The organism is Rhizobium mesoamericanum STM3625 (assembly GCF_000312665.1).
Lineage (GTDB): Bacteria > Pseudomonadota > Alphaproteobacteria > Rhizobiales > Rhizobiaceae > Rhizobium > Rhizobium mesoamericanum.
In genome coordinates this window covers 3,171,235-3,188,631 of sequence record NZ_HF536772.1, presented here as the reverse complement: position 1 = coordinate 3,188,631, position 17,397 = coordinate 3,171,235, and the positions used below count along the sequence as shown (strand labels likewise).

12 protein-coding genes are annotated in these 17,397 nt (G+C 59.3%); 4 read left to right on the top strand and 8 right to left on the bottom strand.

The annotated features are described in order from the left end of the window. The first annotated feature begins 146 nt into the window (after window positions 1-146). Both BN77_RS15640 and BN77_RS15635 read left to right on the top strand, forming a co-directional pair. Entirely contained in the window at window positions 147-1,463 is a 1,317-nt protein-coding gene (locus BN77_RS15640) for a UDP-glucose dehydrogenase family protein (RefSeq protein WP_007533560.1), read from the top strand. Between the two features lie 2 nt (window positions 1,464-1,465). Further along, complete coding sequence (locus BN77_RS15635; RefSeq protein ID WP_007533558.1) at window positions 1,466-2,482, top strand: NAD-dependent epimerase/dehydratase family protein; 1,017 nt, start codon at window positions 1,466-1,468, stop codon at window positions 2,480-2,482. Window positions 2,483-2,490: 8 nt separating this feature from the next. Here BN77_RS15635 and BN77_RS15630 read toward each other — a convergent pair whose 3' ends face one another. The 3 genes from BN77_RS15630 to denD all read right to left on the bottom strand — a co-directional run bounded on the left by BN77_RS15630 (window position 2,491) and on the right by denD (window position 6,337). Next, window positions 2,491-4,305 (bottom strand): putative bifunctional diguanylate cyclase/phosphodiesterase, encoded by a 1,815-nt coding sequence (locus tag BN77_RS15630; RefSeq protein ID WP_007533556.1) that lies wholly within the window; start codon window positions 4,303-4,305, stop codon window positions 2,491-2,493. Window positions 4,306-4,460: 155 nt separating this feature from the next. Beyond that, window positions 4,461-5,357, bottom strand: a complete 897-nt coding sequence (locus BN77_RS15625) for an NAD(P)-dependent oxidoreductase (RefSeq protein WP_007533554.1) — start codon at window positions 5,355-5,357, stop codon at window positions 4,461-4,463. Further along, entirely contained in the window at window positions 5,354-6,337 is a 984-nt protein-coding gene (denD, locus tag BN77_RS15620) for a D-erythronate dehydrogenase (protein WP_007533551.1), read from the bottom strand. Before denD ends, BN77_RS15625 begins: the two co-directional genes overlap by 4 nt. Window positions 6,338-7,260: 923 nt before the next feature. On the opposite strand from denD, the gene BN77_RS15615 reads away from it, so the two are divergent. Then, window positions 7,261-8,943, top strand: coding sequence for an arylsulfatase (locus tag BN77_RS15615; protein ID WP_007533548.1), 1,683 nt, complete (start codon window positions 7,261-7,263; stop codon window positions 8,941-8,943). A gap of 11 nt (window positions 8,944-8,954) precedes the next feature. Here the strand turns inward: BN77_RS15615 and BN77_RS33515 are convergent, their stop codons facing one another. The 4 genes from BN77_RS33515 to BN77_RS15600 form a co-directional block, all read right to left on the bottom strand. Further along, window positions 8,955-9,104, bottom strand: a complete 150-nt coding sequence (locus BN77_RS33515; protein WP_007533546.1) for a hypothetical protein — start codon at window positions 9,102-9,104, stop codon at window positions 8,955-8,957. 506 nt (window positions 9,105-9,610) lie between these two features. Continuing rightward, a complete protein-coding gene (locus BN77_RS15610; protein ID WP_007533544.1) occupies window positions 9,611-12,811 on the bottom strand; it encodes an efflux RND transporter permease subunit in 3,201 nt (1,066 codons plus the stop codon). A 122-nt stretch (window positions 12,812-12,933) separates the two neighbouring features. Next, window positions 12,934-14,124, bottom strand: a complete 1,191-nt coding sequence (locus BN77_RS15605) for an efflux RND transporter periplasmic adaptor subunit (protein ID WP_007533542.1) — start codon at window positions 14,122-14,124, stop codon at window positions 12,934-12,936. Between the two features lie 41 nt (window positions 14,125-14,165). Beyond that, window positions 14,166-14,987 carry an alpha/beta hydrolase fold domain-containing protein gene (locus BN77_RS15600; protein ID WP_007533540.1) on the bottom strand — a complete coding sequence of 274 codons (822 nt, stop codon included), beginning with the start codon at window positions 14,985-14,987 and terminating at the stop codon, window positions 14,166-14,168. Between the two features lie 165 nt (window positions 14,988-15,152). Between BN77_RS15600 and BN77_RS15595 the strand changes: the two genes are divergently transcribed. Then, window positions 15,153-16,064 (top strand): LysR family transcriptional regulator, encoded by a 912-nt coding sequence (locus tag BN77_RS15595; RefSeq protein WP_007533538.1) that lies wholly within the window; start codon window positions 15,153-15,155, stop codon window positions 16,062-16,064. Between the two features lie 538 nt (window positions 16,065-16,602). On the opposite strand, the gene BN77_RS15590 is transcribed toward BN77_RS15595, so the two are convergent. Beyond that, window positions 16,603-17,340: an SDR family oxidoreductase gene (locus BN77_RS15590; RefSeq protein WP_007533534.1), complete on the bottom strand. Its 738-nt coding sequence runs from the start codon at window positions 17,338-17,340 to the stop codon at window positions 16,603-16,605. Window positions 17,341-17,397: the final 57 nt, after the last annotated feature.

The window sequence follows — 17,397 nt, the reverse complement described above, 5'->3', positions numbered from 1 at the left end:
CCTCGGAGAGGACGATATCATCCGCATCGTCGACGAGTTCGGGCGCAGCTGATCACTGTTGTCTTGAACTTATAAACTTCCCCCTGTAACAAATCGCGGTCCGGCCAGCCGGCCGGGCCGCGGTTGCTATCTCAGGGAACGAAACCATGCGTATTGTGATGATTGGCTCGGGCTATGTCGGCCTCGTCTCCGGTGCCTGCCTGGCCGATTTCGGCCATCATGTCACCTGTGTCGACAAATCCGCAGCTAAAATCGATGCCCTGGAAGCCGGTAAAGTTCCGATTTTCGAACCCGGCCTCGACACCATTATCGAGCATAACCGCACCGCCGGTCGCCTGGATTTTTCGAAAGAGTTGGCGACATCAGTTGCTAAAGCGGACGTCGTCTTCATTGCCGTCGGCACGCCGTCGCGCCGTGGCGATGGCCATGCAGACCTGAGTTACGTCTATGCCGCCGCCCGCGAGATCGCGGCTGCGGTATCCGGATTTACCGTCGTCGTCACCAAGTCGACGGTCCCTGTCGGCACTGGCGACGAGATCGAGCGCATCTTCCGCGAGGAATTTCCCGAGAAGGACATTTCTGTCGTTTCTAACCCGGAATTCCTGCGCGAGGGCGCTGCGATCACCGACTTCAAGCGCCCGGATCGCATCGTAATCGGCACCGAGGAGCCACGCGCCATTGAAATCATGCGCGAGGTCTATCGCCCGCTCTACCTCAACGAAGCACCACTTTATTTCTGCGAACGCCGCACCTCCGAGTTGATCAAATACGCCGCCAACGCCTTTCTCGCCATGAAGATCACCTTCATCAACGAGATCGCCGATCTTTGCGAACAGATCGGCGCCGACGTGCAGAAGGTGGCCAAGGGCATCGGCATGGACAAGCGCATCGGCGACAAGTTCCTGCATGCCGGCCCCGGCTACGGCGGTTCATGCTTCCCCAAGGATACATTGGCGCTGGTCAAGACGGCGCAGGATCACGACAGCCCGGTTCGCCTCATCGAGACCACCGTTGCGATCAACGACAATCGCAAGCGCGCCATGGGCCGCAAGGTGATCGCCGCCTGCGACGGCAATGTTCGGGGCAAGAAGATTGCAATCCTCGGCCTGACCTTCAAGCCGAACACCGACGATATGCGCGACGCGCCATCGATCACCATCATCCAGGCCTTGCTGGACGGCGGCGCCAACGTCCATGCCTTCGATCCCGAAGGCATGGAAATGGCGAAAGAGGTCATCGGCCCGATCACCTACGGCAACGACCCATACGAAATTGCCGAAGGCGCCGACGCCGTCGTCATCGTCACGGAATGGGATGAATTCCGGGCGCTTGACCTCAAGCGGATGAAATCGCTGGTGAAGACACCGACGATTGTTGACCTGCGCAACATCTATCCGGTCGCCGAAGTCACAAAGCACGGCTTCAGCTATTTCGCCATCGGGAAGAAGAACGAGAAGAAGTAGAGATGCGGTATTTCATCACCGGCACTGCGGGCTTCATCGGCTTTCATCTCGCGCGCCGCTTGCTACAGGATGGTCACGAAGTCATCGGCTTCGACGGCATGACGCACTACTACAACATCAAACTGAAGCACATGCGCAACTCGGCGCTGGCGCAGTTTCCGGCCTTTCGCCCGGTGACAGCGATGCTGGAGGATCGCAAAGCCCTCGAAGAGGCTGTGGCGAGCGCTGCGCCCGACGTAATGGTTCATCTCGCAGCCCAGGCCGGCGTACGCTATAGCCTCGAAAATCCGAAAGCCTATCTGACGTCCAACCTGGAAGGCTCGTGGAATATCCTCGAGATCGCCAAGGACGTCGGAGTGAACCATCTTATGCTGGCTTCGACCTCGTCGATCTATGGTGCCAACCCGGCCATTCCGTTCCGCGAGACAGACCGGGCGGACGAGCCGCTGACCTTCTATGCGGCTACAAAAAAATCGATGGAACTGATGGCGCACAGCTACGCTCATCTCCATAAGGTTCCGACGACAGCCTTCCGTTTCTTTACCGTCTACGGCCCCTGGGGTCGTCCTGACATGGCCCTCTTCAAGTTCGTCAAGAACATGCTGGAGGATCAGCCAATCGAGATTTACGGTGAAGGCCAGATGAGCCGCGATTTCACCTACATCGATGACCTCGTGGAGGCGATCGTGCGTCTGTCGTCCGTCGTGCCGTCGGAAGCCAACCGCGTGGCCGACGAACAGGTGGAGACGCTTTCGCATCAGGCGCCGTTCCGCGTCGTCAACATCGGCGGTGGCCAGCCCGAAAACCTGATGACCTTCGTCGAAACCGTCGAAAAAGCACTCGGCCAGCCGGCAAAGCGAAAGTTGCTGCCAATGCAGAAGGGTGACGTGCCGCGCACCTTCGCCAGCCCCGATTTGCTGGTGGCCCTGACTGGCTACAAGCCCGAGACGACGCTGGACGTCGGCGTGAAGGCTTTCGTCGACTGGTATCTGGAAGCACGCGGCGAACTCGAGCCGTAGGCCTATAGTCAGGCTACCGGCGAAGGTTGGCGGCCCTGCGCCTCCTTTTTCGAAGCGAAAATTCGGTCGATCTCTGATGCCGGTAGCGGATGACCCAGGGCAAAGCCCTGTAACGTGTGACAGCCGAGCTTGGCGAGCGTCGCGGCATGGTTTTCAGTCTCGACGCCTTCCGCAATCACATCCACCCCGAGGGCCTTGCCGATCTCGACGATCGACTTGACGACACGGCGTTGCTCGGCGGAGGTATCCACCTCGCTCACCAGTTGCCGATCGATCTTCAGCCGCGCCGGTCGTAGCCGGACGAGGCCGATCAGCGAAGCGTGGCCCGAGCCGAAATCATCGATTTCGATCTCGATGCCCATTTGCTTGATGCGATCGACCGTCTGTAGAAGCTCATCGTCACAATCGTCCAGAAAGATCGTCTCGACCAGTTCGAAAACCAAAGCGCCTTCTGGTATCTGGAGCGTCTCCAGGTCATCGATCAGTTGCGGATCGTAGAGGCGCTGCCCTGAAATATTTACCGAGATCCGTGGCAAGGTCGTGCCATGCTGCTCCCAGGTGAGCCGGTCCGAGAGCACGCGTCGCAGGATCGAAGCATCGATCTCGGAAGAAAGGCCAAACTCATCGGCAATCTTCAGGAAAACACCTGGAGCGAGGGTGCCGCGTTCACTATGATGCCATCGCGCCAAAGCCTCGATCCCGACGATTTCGCGCGTGTGGGCATCGAGCTGCAATTGGTAAAATGGGATGATATCACCCTGCTCCAACGCGAGCCTCAGCTCTTCGGCGAGCCTCCGCTTGCCCATCAGATCGTCTTTTAACTGCTGCGAGAAGAATTCGATGCGATCGCGACCGGATGTCTTTGCCTGGTAGAGGGCGATGTCGGATTCGGCGAGCAGGTTGGAACCGGAACGATCTGCTGACCAGGAAATGCCGATCGACGCTCCCGATTGCAGCATCTCGTGACCGAAGCGGATCTTCTTCTTCAGGCGCCGCTGTACATCGCGCGCCATCCGGTTGAGTTCCGTTAACCCACCGAAATTGACAAGTAGGATGACGAATTCATCCCCGCCGATGCGCGCCGCCATGGCAGCTTTCGGAATGGCGGCCTCAATCCGCAAGGCCGCGGCACGCAACACGGTGTCGCCCGCCGCATGACCATGGCTGTCATTGATCTGCTTGAACTCGTCGAGGTCGAGATGCAGGACCGCGAGGGTAGTGACCAGGGCATCTTCAGCAAGTTCCGCCAGGCGCTTATCGAAAAGGCGGCGATTGGGAAGTCCTGTCAGGTAGTCGTGCTCCGCCACATATTCGATGCGAGCGCTGCTCTCTTCCAGAGCGAGGGCTCTTGCCTCGGCGACGGCACGCTGACGCGCTGCATCGTTCGCTAGAAGCACGTCCGAGGTGACATCCCACTCAGCACCGATGAAGGAGGGCGCCCCTTCTTCGTTCACATAGAAATGAGCGCGCGATCGGATATGCCGTATCTCGCCATTCGGCCAGACAATCCGAAATTCCGAATTATATTGGCCGCCTTTGGCGGCGGCGTCTTCGAACTCTTTCTCGGCGCGTTCTCGATCGTCGGGGTGAATCGCGTTTGACCAGATGGCGGTCGGAACCGGACCGCTCCCCATCCCGGTCTGGTAAAGCCGATGCATCTGCACGTCCCAAGAAATATCGTTCTGATCGAGGATGTGCTCCCATACGCCGATCTGTGACGCATCGAGCGCAAGCTCAAGGCGCCGCAGGATGTCCTGGAACTCCCGTTCGGACCGTGTGGGACTGCTCGATGCCAACGCCGTCCAAGCCTCACGTAGCTTCAACTAACAGTATGGTGTCAGATCTCCAACAAGGAGTTCATTATGCGTGCCGAACCAACCTTTTGGCGAGAGATTAATTAGGACACCCTAAAAATCCATCAACAATTGCAGGCCTGACGCATCACCGATCTTGGCAGAGATCCGCGCATTCAGGCAATTCAGCCTTTCGAGGAGCGGCCGTACTTTTCTTCGAGATGCAACAGCAGACCACTGTGGTCTGTGTCACCCCCGCCGTGCCCGACAAAATCCGCAAACTCAGCACGAACCGCTTCTGTCAGAGGAAGGGTCAAGGCGAGACTTGCCGCCGTCGCGACAATATTGTCGAGGTCCTTCAGCTGCAACTTCGAAGGACCGGCAGTGCCAAAATCGCGATCGACCATTCGCTGGCCGTGGACTTCAAGAATGCGGCTCTCGGCAAAGCCGCCCCGGATCGCCCGGCGAAACGCCTCGCAAGAACCGCCCCCCGCCTCGACGAGCAGCATCGCCTCGGCCACGGCACCGATCGTTATTGCAACAATCTGCTGGTTTCCGAGCTTTGCGAGCTGACCGCAGCCGCTTGGTCCAACATGGGTCACCCGGCCAAGCGGTGCAAATAGGTCGGCCAGCTCGTCGATCAACGCGGCATCGCCGCCCGCCATGATCGCGAGCGTACCAACGGTAGCCCCAACCACGCCGCCCGAGACCGGCGCATCGAGATGACTGATGCCACGCTCGGCGAGCTTCAAGGCATGTTCGCGTGCCGCATCAGGGGAAATGGAACTGGAATCGATGACGATTGAGCCAGCGTCAAGCGCCTCTGCGACGCCTTGTCCAAAGAGCACGTCCTCTACTGCTTTTCCATCGGTGAGCATTGTGAAGACCACCGATACCCCTCTAACGGCAGCCGCAGGGGTATCGGCCACAATCGCGCCATCGGGAACAAGGTCCTGCGCCTTCGTGCGATTGCGGTTCCAGACCGTGACCGAGAAGCCCGAGCGCAGCAGCCTACGAGCCATCGGCGCTCCCATCAGCCCGGTTCCGAGAAACGCAATGTTGCGCGATTTTCCGGTCGTCATGGCTGCCCTCCCAGTTCATCCTCGATATGCACGCGAATAATGTCGTCGAACGAAGCATCGGCGACGAAACCCAGCTTCTTCGCGCGCTCGGCCTCGAATGCCTGCGGCCAGCCGGACACGATTTTCATGACCAACTCGTCGGGTTCGCGTCGAATGAGACTGACGGCCCTTTCCCCTGCGATCTTGCGCAAGGACTCAATCTGCTCCCCGACGGTCGCGCTGACACCTGGCATCGTCAGGCTGCGGCGTGCGCCGAGTGGCTGGAGATCGATGCTGGCGGCATGTATCAGAAAGCCGACGGCCGAACGCGGCGACGCATGCCAATGACGGACAGTTTCGGGCACCGGTAGGATCGCCTCCTGCCCGACCAAGGGCTCGCGCACAATGCCGGAGAAGAAGCCGGAGGCAGCCTTATTCGGTTTGCCGGGACGGACGCAGATCGTCGGCAACCGGATGCCAATACCATCGATGAAGCCTCGGCGCGTGTAGTCTGCCAGCAGCAATTCCCCCATTGCCTTCTGGGTGCCGTAGCTCGTCAGTGGCGTTAGGTTGAAATCGTCGGGAATTACCTCGGGGAATGGCGCTCCGAAGACCGCAATGGACGAGGTGAAGACGACGCAGGGCCGATAGCCGTCCTGCAGGTGTGCAGCACGGATCGCCTCAAGAAGAACACGCGTACCCTCGAGGTTGATTCCGTAGCCTTTTTCGAAATCCAGCTCGGCCTCGCCGGACACTATCGCAGCCAGATGAAACACTACATCCGGCCGCGAGGTTACAATTCGCCCGGCCTGCCCTGGGGCAGAAACGTCGGCAGCGCTCGACTCGACACGGCCGGCAAAACCTTCCGGGGCGGCCGGTGTGACGACGTCGACAAGAGAAAGGCGAGTGATGGCCTGCCCTGCGAGACGCCCGTCCGCGACGAGTCGCGCGGTCAATTTGCGCCCGATCATTCCCGCTGCACCGATAATTGCGATATGCATTGGCCGCCTCCATCAGTCCTTGCCGCGCGCGACTCCCTTCGCACGCGCACGCGTTTCGAGACATAGCCGCAAGGCCGGCTCATGAAAACAGGAAAGGCGGAGCAATGCTCGCCATCCAGCGCTTGGGCGGTCTGCTTGGTGTGTGAGAGGGGACCCTTTTCCTACCCATGCCCGCCCGCCGAAAGCCTCCCGGAGGGGGGTGGCCTGCTCTTGCTTGCCGTCCAGCTATGCTTTGCCTTCGGACTTGCGGTTGAGCATATCGGGGGACCGCTCGATAGATATCCAGCCCCAGCAAGCGCATCCGCGACATCGTTGAGCGAGCGGCGCATACCACTGACGGGGTTGCGATGCAGCTTCGTCGCAAGCGCAACCATATCCACCCGCCCTCAAGCTCCGCATAGTTCTTTTCGGCCTCCGACCTTCTTGCCGGTCTCGCAGAGCTTGCGTTCACGGGCACCACGCCGTTTCTTGACCAGCATCGCCTTCTCGAATTCGGAGACTGCGCCTAGAACCTGCCGGTAGTTGTGCGGTGGGCGTATCGGCTACGAAGCTCTCGGAGCTATCGACCGCAATGAGGTCTATCCCGCGCGCCCTCAGCTCTCGCTGTCCTTGTGCTTCTTGACGAGCTTTCAATCTGGTGGGGAAGGCGAAGATGTGCAATTATCCCTCTGGCGACTGCTGACAATTAGGCAGTCGCAAGGGCAAGTATTTACTTGAAGTAGCCGTCGACACTTCGATCGCTAGCGCGCCTGTCGCCACCCTACGGCGAGTAATCTTTTCGGCATTCACATTACTCAGCATATCCCGCTGTGGCGGCGCTGCGCCGCGCAGTTTCACAGACCCAGGTCGTCGCCATGAGGTGGGCACTCTTCTCCTGTGACAAGACGATCGCGATTAGATCAAGTGAATGGAGGGTATCAATCATGAGTAGTACGAAACACCTTTGTTTTGCTTTACTGGCTTCCGCGTTCGCGACCGCGCTGACCGCGCCAGCAGTTGCGCAACAGCAGCCAAAACCCAACATCCTCGTCATCATGGGGGACGATGTCGGCTGGTTCAGTCTTGGCGCCTACCACCGGGGCATCATGTCCGGGAGGACCCCCAACCTCGATAAGCTGGCCTCCGAGGGCATGATGTTCACGGACTATTATGCGGAGGCTAGTTGCACAGCTGGCCGGGCGAGCTTCATCACTGGGGAAATTCCTTTGCGGACGGGCCTGACGACCGTCGGTCAGGCCGGCGCCGACGTCGGCATGCCTGACAAGGCGGCAAGCCTAGCAACGGTCCTCAAGGCCGAGGGATACGCGACCGGCCAGTTCGGCAAGAACCATCTTGGCGACCTGAACAAGTATCTGCCGACTTTGCATGGCTTCGATGAATTCTTTGGCTACCTCTATCACCTCGATGCGATGTCGGATCCCTATTGGTACTCGTTTCCGAACGACCAATCGTACCGAGACAAATTCGGGCCACGAAATCTGGTCCACAGCTTTGCAACTGATACGGACGACACGAGCGAGCTGCCCCGTTGGGGTAAAGTCGGCAAGCAGCGGATCGTGGACGAGGGTCCCCTCGCACCCTACCCCGACATGTCCAACGTCCCGAACATGCATGACATCATGCCCAAGGCCAAGTACGACATGGGCACGTTCGACGAAGTGTTGGTTAAGGCTTCTTGCGATTTCATGGACAAGGCCAAAACCGACGGAAAGCCCTTTTTCGTCTGGCACAACACGACGCGCATGCACGTCTGGACCTATCTGTCGCCCAAATACCAGGCTCTCATGAACAGCGACACCAATTACGGCCTTGAGGAAGCCGGTGTGGCACAACTCGACGACAGTGTCGGCGCTCTCATGAAATGCGTTGAAGATGCAGGCGAAGCCGACAATACCATCGTCATTTTCACGACCGACAACGGGGCGGAAGTGTTTACCTGGCCAGATGGTGGCATGACACCATTCAAGGGCACCAAGGGCACCGTGATGGAAGGAGGTTTCCGCGCACCCGCCATCATCCGTTGGACGGGCAAGGTCAAGCCGGGCAGCGTCGAGAACGGCATTTTCTCGGCCCTGGATTGGTTCCCGACGCTTGCGGCGGCAGCTGGCAACACCGAGATCACTGACCAGTTGCTCAAGGGTGTAAAGCTGGGCGACAAGACTTACAAGAACCATCTCGATGGTTACAATCAGCTGGACTTGCTGCTGGGGAAATCACCATCCGCGCGGCACGAATTTTTCTACTTCGCTGGCCCAGCCCTCGGCGCAGTGCGCCTGGATAACTTCAAGTTCCAGTTTTTCCAACAGCCGCAGGGCTGGCCAGGCGGCAAGGTCACGACTGACATGCCCACCATGGTCAACATCCGCCAGGATCCATTCGAACGAACGCCCTCGATTGGCGAGCAAAGCCTCAATGACCTCGGCGGGGGCTACATGAACGACTTCTTTGCGCGCGAATTCTGGCGGTTCGTCAGCGTTCAGCAGCAGGTCGCCAAGCTTGCGCTCACGGCGGTTGATTATCCGCCGATGCAGGATCCGGCTTCCTTCAACCTGGATGCCGTAAAGCGGCAGATCGACGCTGCGATCAAGAACAAGCCAGGCAATTAGTCGAGAACTGGTCAAAGGTGGCGGGCGGCCCAGGTGCTGCCCGTCGTTCCTTTGGAGTTATAGTCCATAATGTCTTCGATCCAAGCAAGGGCACTGAATGCTGTCGCTTCGGCCCGTGCGAGCAGCCCAATGGCGGTTTTGGCGCCCTTCGCCGTGCCCATCTTGTGCCATACCTGCCGGAGAGGTGGCACTGGATGTCAATCAAGTTCAATTATTCCAAGGGCCGACTCATGGTCCGGCCGTCGTTGGGGGCATCGAACGAGACCTGGATGGGCTACGGACGGGTCTCTCCGTTCATTTTTCGTTTTTCGGTCTTCAACCTTTTGGCATTTTCAGTCAGCGTGAGCCTCGCGCCAGTTCGCCTCAAATTGAGCCACCCATTCGGCTTCGCTAATTCGATCAGCGCGGTCGGCAAGGGTACCGGGCGATGGCTGACACTCACATCAGACCGCCCGACCATAAATCCAAGCAGGCGGGTTTGGCTATTGGCGGCAGCGACCATGGCTGCCGGATTGCCGCATTCCCTTGCAAAGGCAATTATCCTGTCGAGATCGGGGATTAGACTTTCGACTGTTTTACTGCCCGGTTGGCCGCTATATGCGATGGTCTACAAGTACAAAAAGGCGGAGCAATGCTCCGCCTCCACGTCTCGCCGCCTGAGTGGGGGCTATTCGGCAGCGAGTCGTATGATTTCGGCTTCCTCTGCGTCGTGCTCGTGCTCGTTGTGCTGGATCAGCGGGCGATTGCCCGACAATTTGCGAACCAGCACGTAGAAGACAGGCGTCATGAAGATGCCGAAGAAGGTGACGCCGATCATGCCCGAGAACACGGCAACCCCCATGGCCGCGCGCATTTCGGCACCCGCACCGGTGGAGACCACCAGCGGCACGACACCCATGATGAAGGCCATCGAGGTCATCAGGATGGGGCGCAGACGCAGGCGACTTGCCTCGATGGCAGCCTGAACCGGAGTTCTTCCTTCGAATTCCAGCTCGCGGGCGAATTCCACGATCAGGATCGCGTTCTTCGCCGAGAGGCCGACAAGGACGACCAAGCCGATTTGCGTGAAGATATTGTTGTCTCCACCGGTCAGCCAGACGCCCGTCAACGCCGCCAGCACGCCCATCGGCACGATCATGATGATCGCGATCGGGAGGGCAAGGCTCTCATATTGTGCAGCGAGCACGAGGAACACGAGCAGTAGGGCCAGTGGGAAGACGATCACGCCGGAGTTGCCCGCCAGGATCTGCTGGTAGGTCAGATCCGTCCATTCAAAGCTGATACCCTTCGGCAGGGTCTCCTCGGCGATCTTCTCGATCGCTGCCTGAGCCTGGCCTGAGGAGAAGCCCGGAGCTGGACCGCCGTTGATATCGGCAGAGAGGAAACCGTTATAACGGTTGGTCCGCTCCGGCCCGGTTGTCGCGTCCACTTTCAGGAGCGCAGACAGCGGGATCATCTGGCCCGATGCCGAACGAACCTTCAGCTTGCCGATGTCCTCGGGCTGGGCCCGGAACTTGGCGTCTGCCTGGACGCGCACGCTGTAGGTGCGGCCAAAGGCGTTGAAATCGTTGACATAGAGCGAACCGAGATAAATCTGCAGTGTCTCGAAAACGTCGGTTACCGAGACACCCAACTGTTCCGCCTTCTCACGGTCGAGATCGGCATAGAGCTGTGGAACATTGATCTGGTAGGCAGAGAAGATGCCCGTCAGCTCTGGTGTCTGGTAGGCCTTGGCGATCATCGCCTTATTGGCCTCGTCGAGCACCTGATAGCCGAGACCGGCGCGGTCTTCGAGCTGCATCTTGAAGCCGCCCGTTGTGCCGAGACCGTTTACCGGCGGCGGCGGGAACATCGCGATGAAGGCATCCTGGATCGCCCCGAACTTCTGGTTCAGGGACATGGCGATCGCACCGCCAGAAAGGGCCGGCGACTTACGTTCCTCGAAATCCTTCAGTGTGACGAAAACGATGCCAGCGTTCGAAGAGTTGGTGAAGCCGTTGATCGACAGGCCCGGAAAGGCGATCGCATGCGCGACGCCAGGCTCGGCCATTGCAATCTCGCTCATCCGCTTGATGACGTCTTCGGTGCGGTCAAGGCTGGCCGCATCCGGCAACTGGGCAAAGCCGATCAGATACTGCTTGTCCTGAGCCGGCACGAAGCCGCCGGGCACTGCATTGAAGAGGCCATAGGTCGCGCCTGCCAGCACCACATACACGAGCATGACGACGCTCTTGCGCGACAGCAGCCCGCCGACGCCCTTGCCATAGCCACGCGAACCAGCGCCGAAGGCCTTGTTGAAGCCACGGAAGAACCAGCCGAAAATCGCGTCCATAGCGCGTGTCAACCAATCACGCTTGGCGTGATGGTCCTGCAAGAGCAGCGAAGCCAGAGCCGGAGACAGCGTCAAGGAGTTGAAGGCCGAAATGACCGTCGAGATCGCGATCGTCAGCGCGAACTGGCGATAGAACTGCCCCGACAGTCCGCTGATGAAGGCGAGCGGGACGAAAACCGCGACAAGCACGAGCGCGATCGCGATGATCGGGCCAGAGACTTCCTTCATTGCCTTGTAGGTGGCAGCCCGCGGGCTCAGGCCGTTTTCGATGTTGCGTTCGACGTTTTCGACGACCACGATAGCATCGTCCACCACGATGCCGATCGCCAGCACGAGGCCGAAGAGACTGAGCGCGTTGATGGAGAAACCGAAGACATACATCACCGCGAAGGTACCGATGATCGAAACCGGAACGGCAATCAGCGGGATAATCGAGGCGCGCCACGTCTGCAGGAACAGAATGACGACGATGACGACGAGTGCGATGGCTTCGAGCAACGTGTCGACGACCTTCTCGATCGATGAACGCACGAACTTCGTCGTGTCGTAGACGATCTCGTAGCTGACACCGTCAGGCATGGCGGTCTTCAGCTCTTGCATCGTCCTCTGGACCTCGTCCGAGATGGTGATGGCGTTGGAGCCCGGGGACTGGAAGACCGGGATCGCGACTGCCGGCTTGCCATCAAGGATCGAGCGCAGCGAGTAGTCGGCGGCACCGAGCTCGATACGGGCGACGTCGCGAAGACGGGTGATCTCGCCGTTGGCGCCCGACTTGACGATGATATTGCCGAATTGTTCAGGCGTCTGCAGACGGCCCTGTGCATTGACGTTGAGCTGCAGGTCCACGCCCGACAGGCTCGGCGAAGCGCCGATCGTGCCGGCTGCGGCCTGCACGTTCTGACCGCGGATTGCATTGGTGACATCGCCCGCGGCAAGGCCATGCTCGGCCGCCTTCTGCGGATCGATCCAGACGCGCATGGAGTAGTCGCCCGAGCCGAAGACCTGTACCTGACCAACGCCGTCGATGCGCGCCAGCCGGTCCTTGATATTGAGGACACCGTAGTTGCGCAGATATGTGATGTCGTAACGATTGTCAGGCGAGATCAGGTTCACGACCATCATCAGGTCGGGAGAGCTCTTGACCGTCGTGATACCGATAGTCTTCACTTCTTCCGGCAGTCGCGGTTCGGCCTGCGATACGCGGTTTTGCACGAGCTGCTGTGCCTTGTCAGGGTCCGTGCCGAGCTTGAAGGTGACCGTCAGCGTCATAACACCGTCCGATGTCGCCTGGCTGGACATGTAGAGCATGCCCTCGACGCCGTTGATCTGCTCTTCGAGCGGTGTGGCAACGGTCTGCGCGATAACCTCCGGGTTTGCACCGGGATAGGTCGCGCGCACGACAATCGATGGCGGGACGACTTCCGGATATTCGGAAATCGGCAATGATCGCAGACCAAGCAGACCAGCGACCACAATGAGGACCGATAGGACTCCGGCGAACACCGGACGGTCAACGAAGAATCTGGAGAAATTCATTTCAAAGCCCTCTCCGGGATGAAACTGTGATGCAACGACCCTCTCCGGCGGTTGGGAGGCCGCCGGTGGATCACGTCATTTCGGATTTCCACGGAGCGCCGACGCGCTCCGGGTGCTTCGGCTTACTGAGCCGTCGCCACTTTCTCTTCCGCCTGCGGTGCAACCACGGCGCCCGGACGGATACGCTGCAGGCCATTGACGACGATCCTGTCGCCGACTGTCAGGCCGCTTTCGACGATACGCTGCCCTTCGGCTGTCGCGCCGAGCTGGACGGACCGGTAGCTGACTTTGTTTTCGGCATCGACAACGAACACGAACTTCTTGTCCTGGTCCGTGCCAATCGCGCGATCGCTGATCAGGATCTTGTTCTCGGCTTTCGGTTCGCCCATACGGACGCGAACGAATTGACCGGGGATCAGCTTGCCGCGGGGATTGTTGAAGACAGCGCGAACACCAATGGTGCCGCTTGCCGCGTCAACCTGATTGTCGATCAGTTGCAGCTTACCCTTGATCGGGGTTCCCTGATCCGCCAACGTTCCGACCTCGACTGGGATCTGCTCGACCGCCGGAACGGCACTATCGCCAGGCGGAAGCTCGGCCAGCGCCTTGGTAACCATCTCCTCACTGGCGTTGAAGCTTGCGTAGATCGGATCGACCGACACGAGCGTCGTCAAGGCGGGTGATGTAGAGCCGGCAGCAACAAGGTTACCGACAGTGATCTCGATCTTGCCGACACGGCCGGCAACCGGTGCGCGGACTTCGGTGTAGCCGAGCTCCAACTGTGCCGAACGAAGGGCTGCCTGAGCGGTGCGAAGGCCGGCCTGCGCTTCGGTGAAGGCATTCTGACGCTGGTCGAGATCACTTTGAGAAATCGTCTTGTTGTCAGAAAGCCTGCGGCCACGCTCCAGCTCAATCTGAGCGATGTTGACCTTCGCCTCGGCGGAAGCAACCTGGCCCTCGGCCTGGGAAACAGCCGCCTGATAAGGCTCAGGATCGATGGAGAAAAGTGGATCTCCCGCCTTCACCAGCGCGCCCTCGCGGAAATGCACGGATTGAACCGCCCCAGCGACGCGTGAACGGATCTGGACACGGTCCACGGCCTCGAGCCGCCCCGAAAACTCCTGCCATGTCGTTACATCACGGCTGGCGACGACGGCAACCGTCACCGGCACAGCGGGAGCCTGCGCAGGTGCGGATGCAGCCGTGGCAGTCGTGCTCATCGGCAATTCAAAAAAGATAGCCGCCGCCGAAACGGACGCGACAAGCCCAAAGCCGGCGCCCACGAGGGCCCAGCGCTTCTTACTGGACGTCATTGGTACTCTCCTTACGGCCCTCTCTCAGTGGCCGAATTCAATCAGTTCGTCTTCAATGCAATAGGTTGGCTGCTAATATCCCGAACGAAACTTTCGAATTGGTCCGTGATCGTCTGTTCCCAATTCGGTGCCTGTTCGCATTTTCCGCCATAAAGCGATGGCCAGCCTGCCCCGGCGGGTAGGACATTCCGGCGAACTGCGACGTCTGCCTGCTTCAGTCGGTCGGCATAACCCAGTGTCTCGTCACGAAGAGGATCATCCTCCGCCGTCAAGACGAGTGCCGGCGCCACACCGGCTATGCGCGAACACAGGCAAGGTGCCGCATAGGGATGACAGCCGCCGCCACTAAGATAGTGGCTCCAGCCCTCGGCCCAACGCTGACGCATGCCGATGCCATCCGCCTTGCGGATCGACGACGTGCCCATGAAAGGATCAAGCAGTGGCGAAATCAGAACCTGGCCATTGAGCGCGTCCGCATAATGGTCGCGCGCCTTGAAAGCGACGCCGGCCGCAATGTTGCCTCCCGCCTCTTCGCCGGCTACGATCAGCAGCGAATTGCGGTCGCCGATACCGGACGCACGTTTATTGGCAAGATAAGAGAAGATCGAATAGCCGACTTCAAGCGGCTTCGGAAAGACATTCCCGAGCGGTGCATTATAATCTGGGACCGCAACAATCGCGCCAGCCTTCGCCAAGCTCTCCGCAACCAAGCTATCCTTCACGCCGGAGCGCTGAAAAGCGCCGCCGTGAAAAAACAGCACGATCGGCGAACCCTTGCCAAACTCGGCGCCCTGATAGACGCGTGCAGAAACGGGGCCGGTGGCCACCTTTTCCATCACCATGTCTTTCACCTGCACCGTCATCGTTTCGGCTCTCGTTTCACCGACATAAATCTTGCGAGCCGCGACGGCTTGCAATTTCTGCAAAAAAGATATTGTTATTCCCCTGACGGAATAAGAAGCTTCAGAGCGATTACACTGTTCCGAATTTCGAACAATACTGCAGTGCAACCTGCTAGGTGATTTCCGATGGACCAGCTCTCGGCAATGCGCGCCTTCATCCGCGTCGTAGAGACGGGCAATTTCACACGGGCCGCCGACACGCTCGCCATGCCCAAGGCGACGGTGACCAATCTCATCCAGGGGCTTGAGGCGCATTTGCACACCAAGCTTCTTAACCGCACCACGCGCCGCGTCATGGTGACGACCGATGGCGCGCTCTACTATGAGCGGGCGGCACAGATCGTCTCCGAACTTGAGGAACTGGACGGCAGCCTCTCGAACTCGCAGGGCTTGCCGACCGGCCGCTTGCGAGTCGAAATGGCGGGCGCTTTCGCCGACTGGATCGTCGTACCCGCGCTCTGCGACTTCTACCAGAAATACCCGGATATCCGGATCGATCTTGGCGTGGGCGACCGCACCGTCGATTACCTTGCCGAAAACGTCGACTGTGCGCTTCGCGGTGGCACGCCCGCCGACCAATCGCTGATTGCAAGGCGCGTGTCGGAAGTGGAAATGCTCACCTGTGCCGCACCGCTCTACATCGAAAAGTTCGGCATCCCGACCCGCCCAGAGGAGCTGGAAAACGGCCATTATTCAGTAAGTTACTTTCGGGCGCAGACCAATCGGACGCTTCCCTTCGAATTCCGCAAGGACAATGAAGATCTGGAGATCAATCCTCGTTACTTGCTGTCGGTCAATGACAGCCGAACTTTCGTTAATGCGGCATTGAACGGGCTTGGCATTGCTCAACTGCCCCGCTTCATGATCCGCGACGCCTTAGCCAAGGGAGACCTCGTGGAAATCCTGCCGGAATGGAGCCGTGAACCATTCCCGCTCTACATCGTCTATCCGCCGAACCGGCACCTCAGCAATAAGGTCCGCGTCTTCGTCGACTGGCTGGTGAAGCTGCTCTCGGATGCGAAACTGAACGACCCATGACGCAGTTGCGGCCCGGAAGGAGCTCCTTCGACGGGCCGCAACAGTCTGTCATCGAATTCGTTTCAGACCCCGCCGCTTCACCAGGGAAATGGCTCGACCGGTATCTGATGTTGGCGACAGGAGTTGGAGGTCTTCCGATCGCCTTTACACGATTAATATAAGCCTGCTTTTTGCTATTTGTTAAGTGCTGATTCGCGCACAGCAGGTTCGCAAAAACGGAACAATGGCGACTATCACGATTTAGTGATCAGTCGGCTTAAGGACATCCTTCCGCCCGATCCGCCAAAACATTTCGGCGCGTACCCGGTCGCCGACACCGATGGCGCTAGCGTTGCGGCCCGTCGTATGGTTATACCGGTCTAGACGACATGCCCTTGCCGGGCGAGGTGTGGGGGTGAGCGCACCGATCGCGCTTGATCCTCGGTGATGACGACCACCCGCTTATCCATTGTCGTGTTCCGTAATCAAGGTTGAAGAGTTGAAAGCCGCTGTTCGAGGATCGGCAACGGGACCGGTTCGTCGCAGGGAGCGTTAAAGCTCAGATTATTCCACCGTTGGCGCGCAGCACCTGACCATTGATCCAAGCGCCGTCCGAACCGGCAAGGAAGGAAACAGAGGCAGCGATATCCTCCGGTGTTCCCAGCCGCTCTAGCGGGTTTATCTTGGCCATGCGAGCGATCAACTCGTCCGATTTCCCATGAAGGAAAAGATCGGTTGCCGTCGGCCCCGGAGCGACTGCATTGACCGTGATGTTACGGCCGCGTAGTTCCTTCGACATGATTGCCGTCAGCGTTTCAACGGCTGCCTTGGTCGCGGCGTAGACGCCGTAATTTTCGAGTTTCAGGCCAACAACACTCGTCGAGAAGTTGATGATGCGACCACCGCTGCGCAGGCGCTTTGCCGCTTCGCGCAGCGTGTTGAATGTGCCCTTCAGGTTCACGCTGACTTGGCGGTCGAAATTGGCATCGTCCGCGTCGGCAATCGAGGAGAGCTGCATGATGCCGGCGTTGTTGACCAGAACATCGATGCCGCCGAACGCTGCTTCGGCTGCATCGAACATCCGGCGGACGGCTTTGGGGTTGCTCACGTCAGCTTGCGCGGTCAGCGCCTTACCCCCATCCCGCTCGATCTTCTGCATAAGCTCATCGGCGAGGGCCGCGTTACCGGAGTAGTTCATGACGACGGTGAAACCGTCCTTGGCCAGACGTTCGGCGATTGCGGCGCCTATGCCCCTCGAAGCACCCGTGACCAGTGCGACCTTGCTTTCCGTGCTCATTGCCTTCTCCTTCATCCTGTGCGGCTCGCCGCGTTTCGATGAGATAAGATGCCGCTT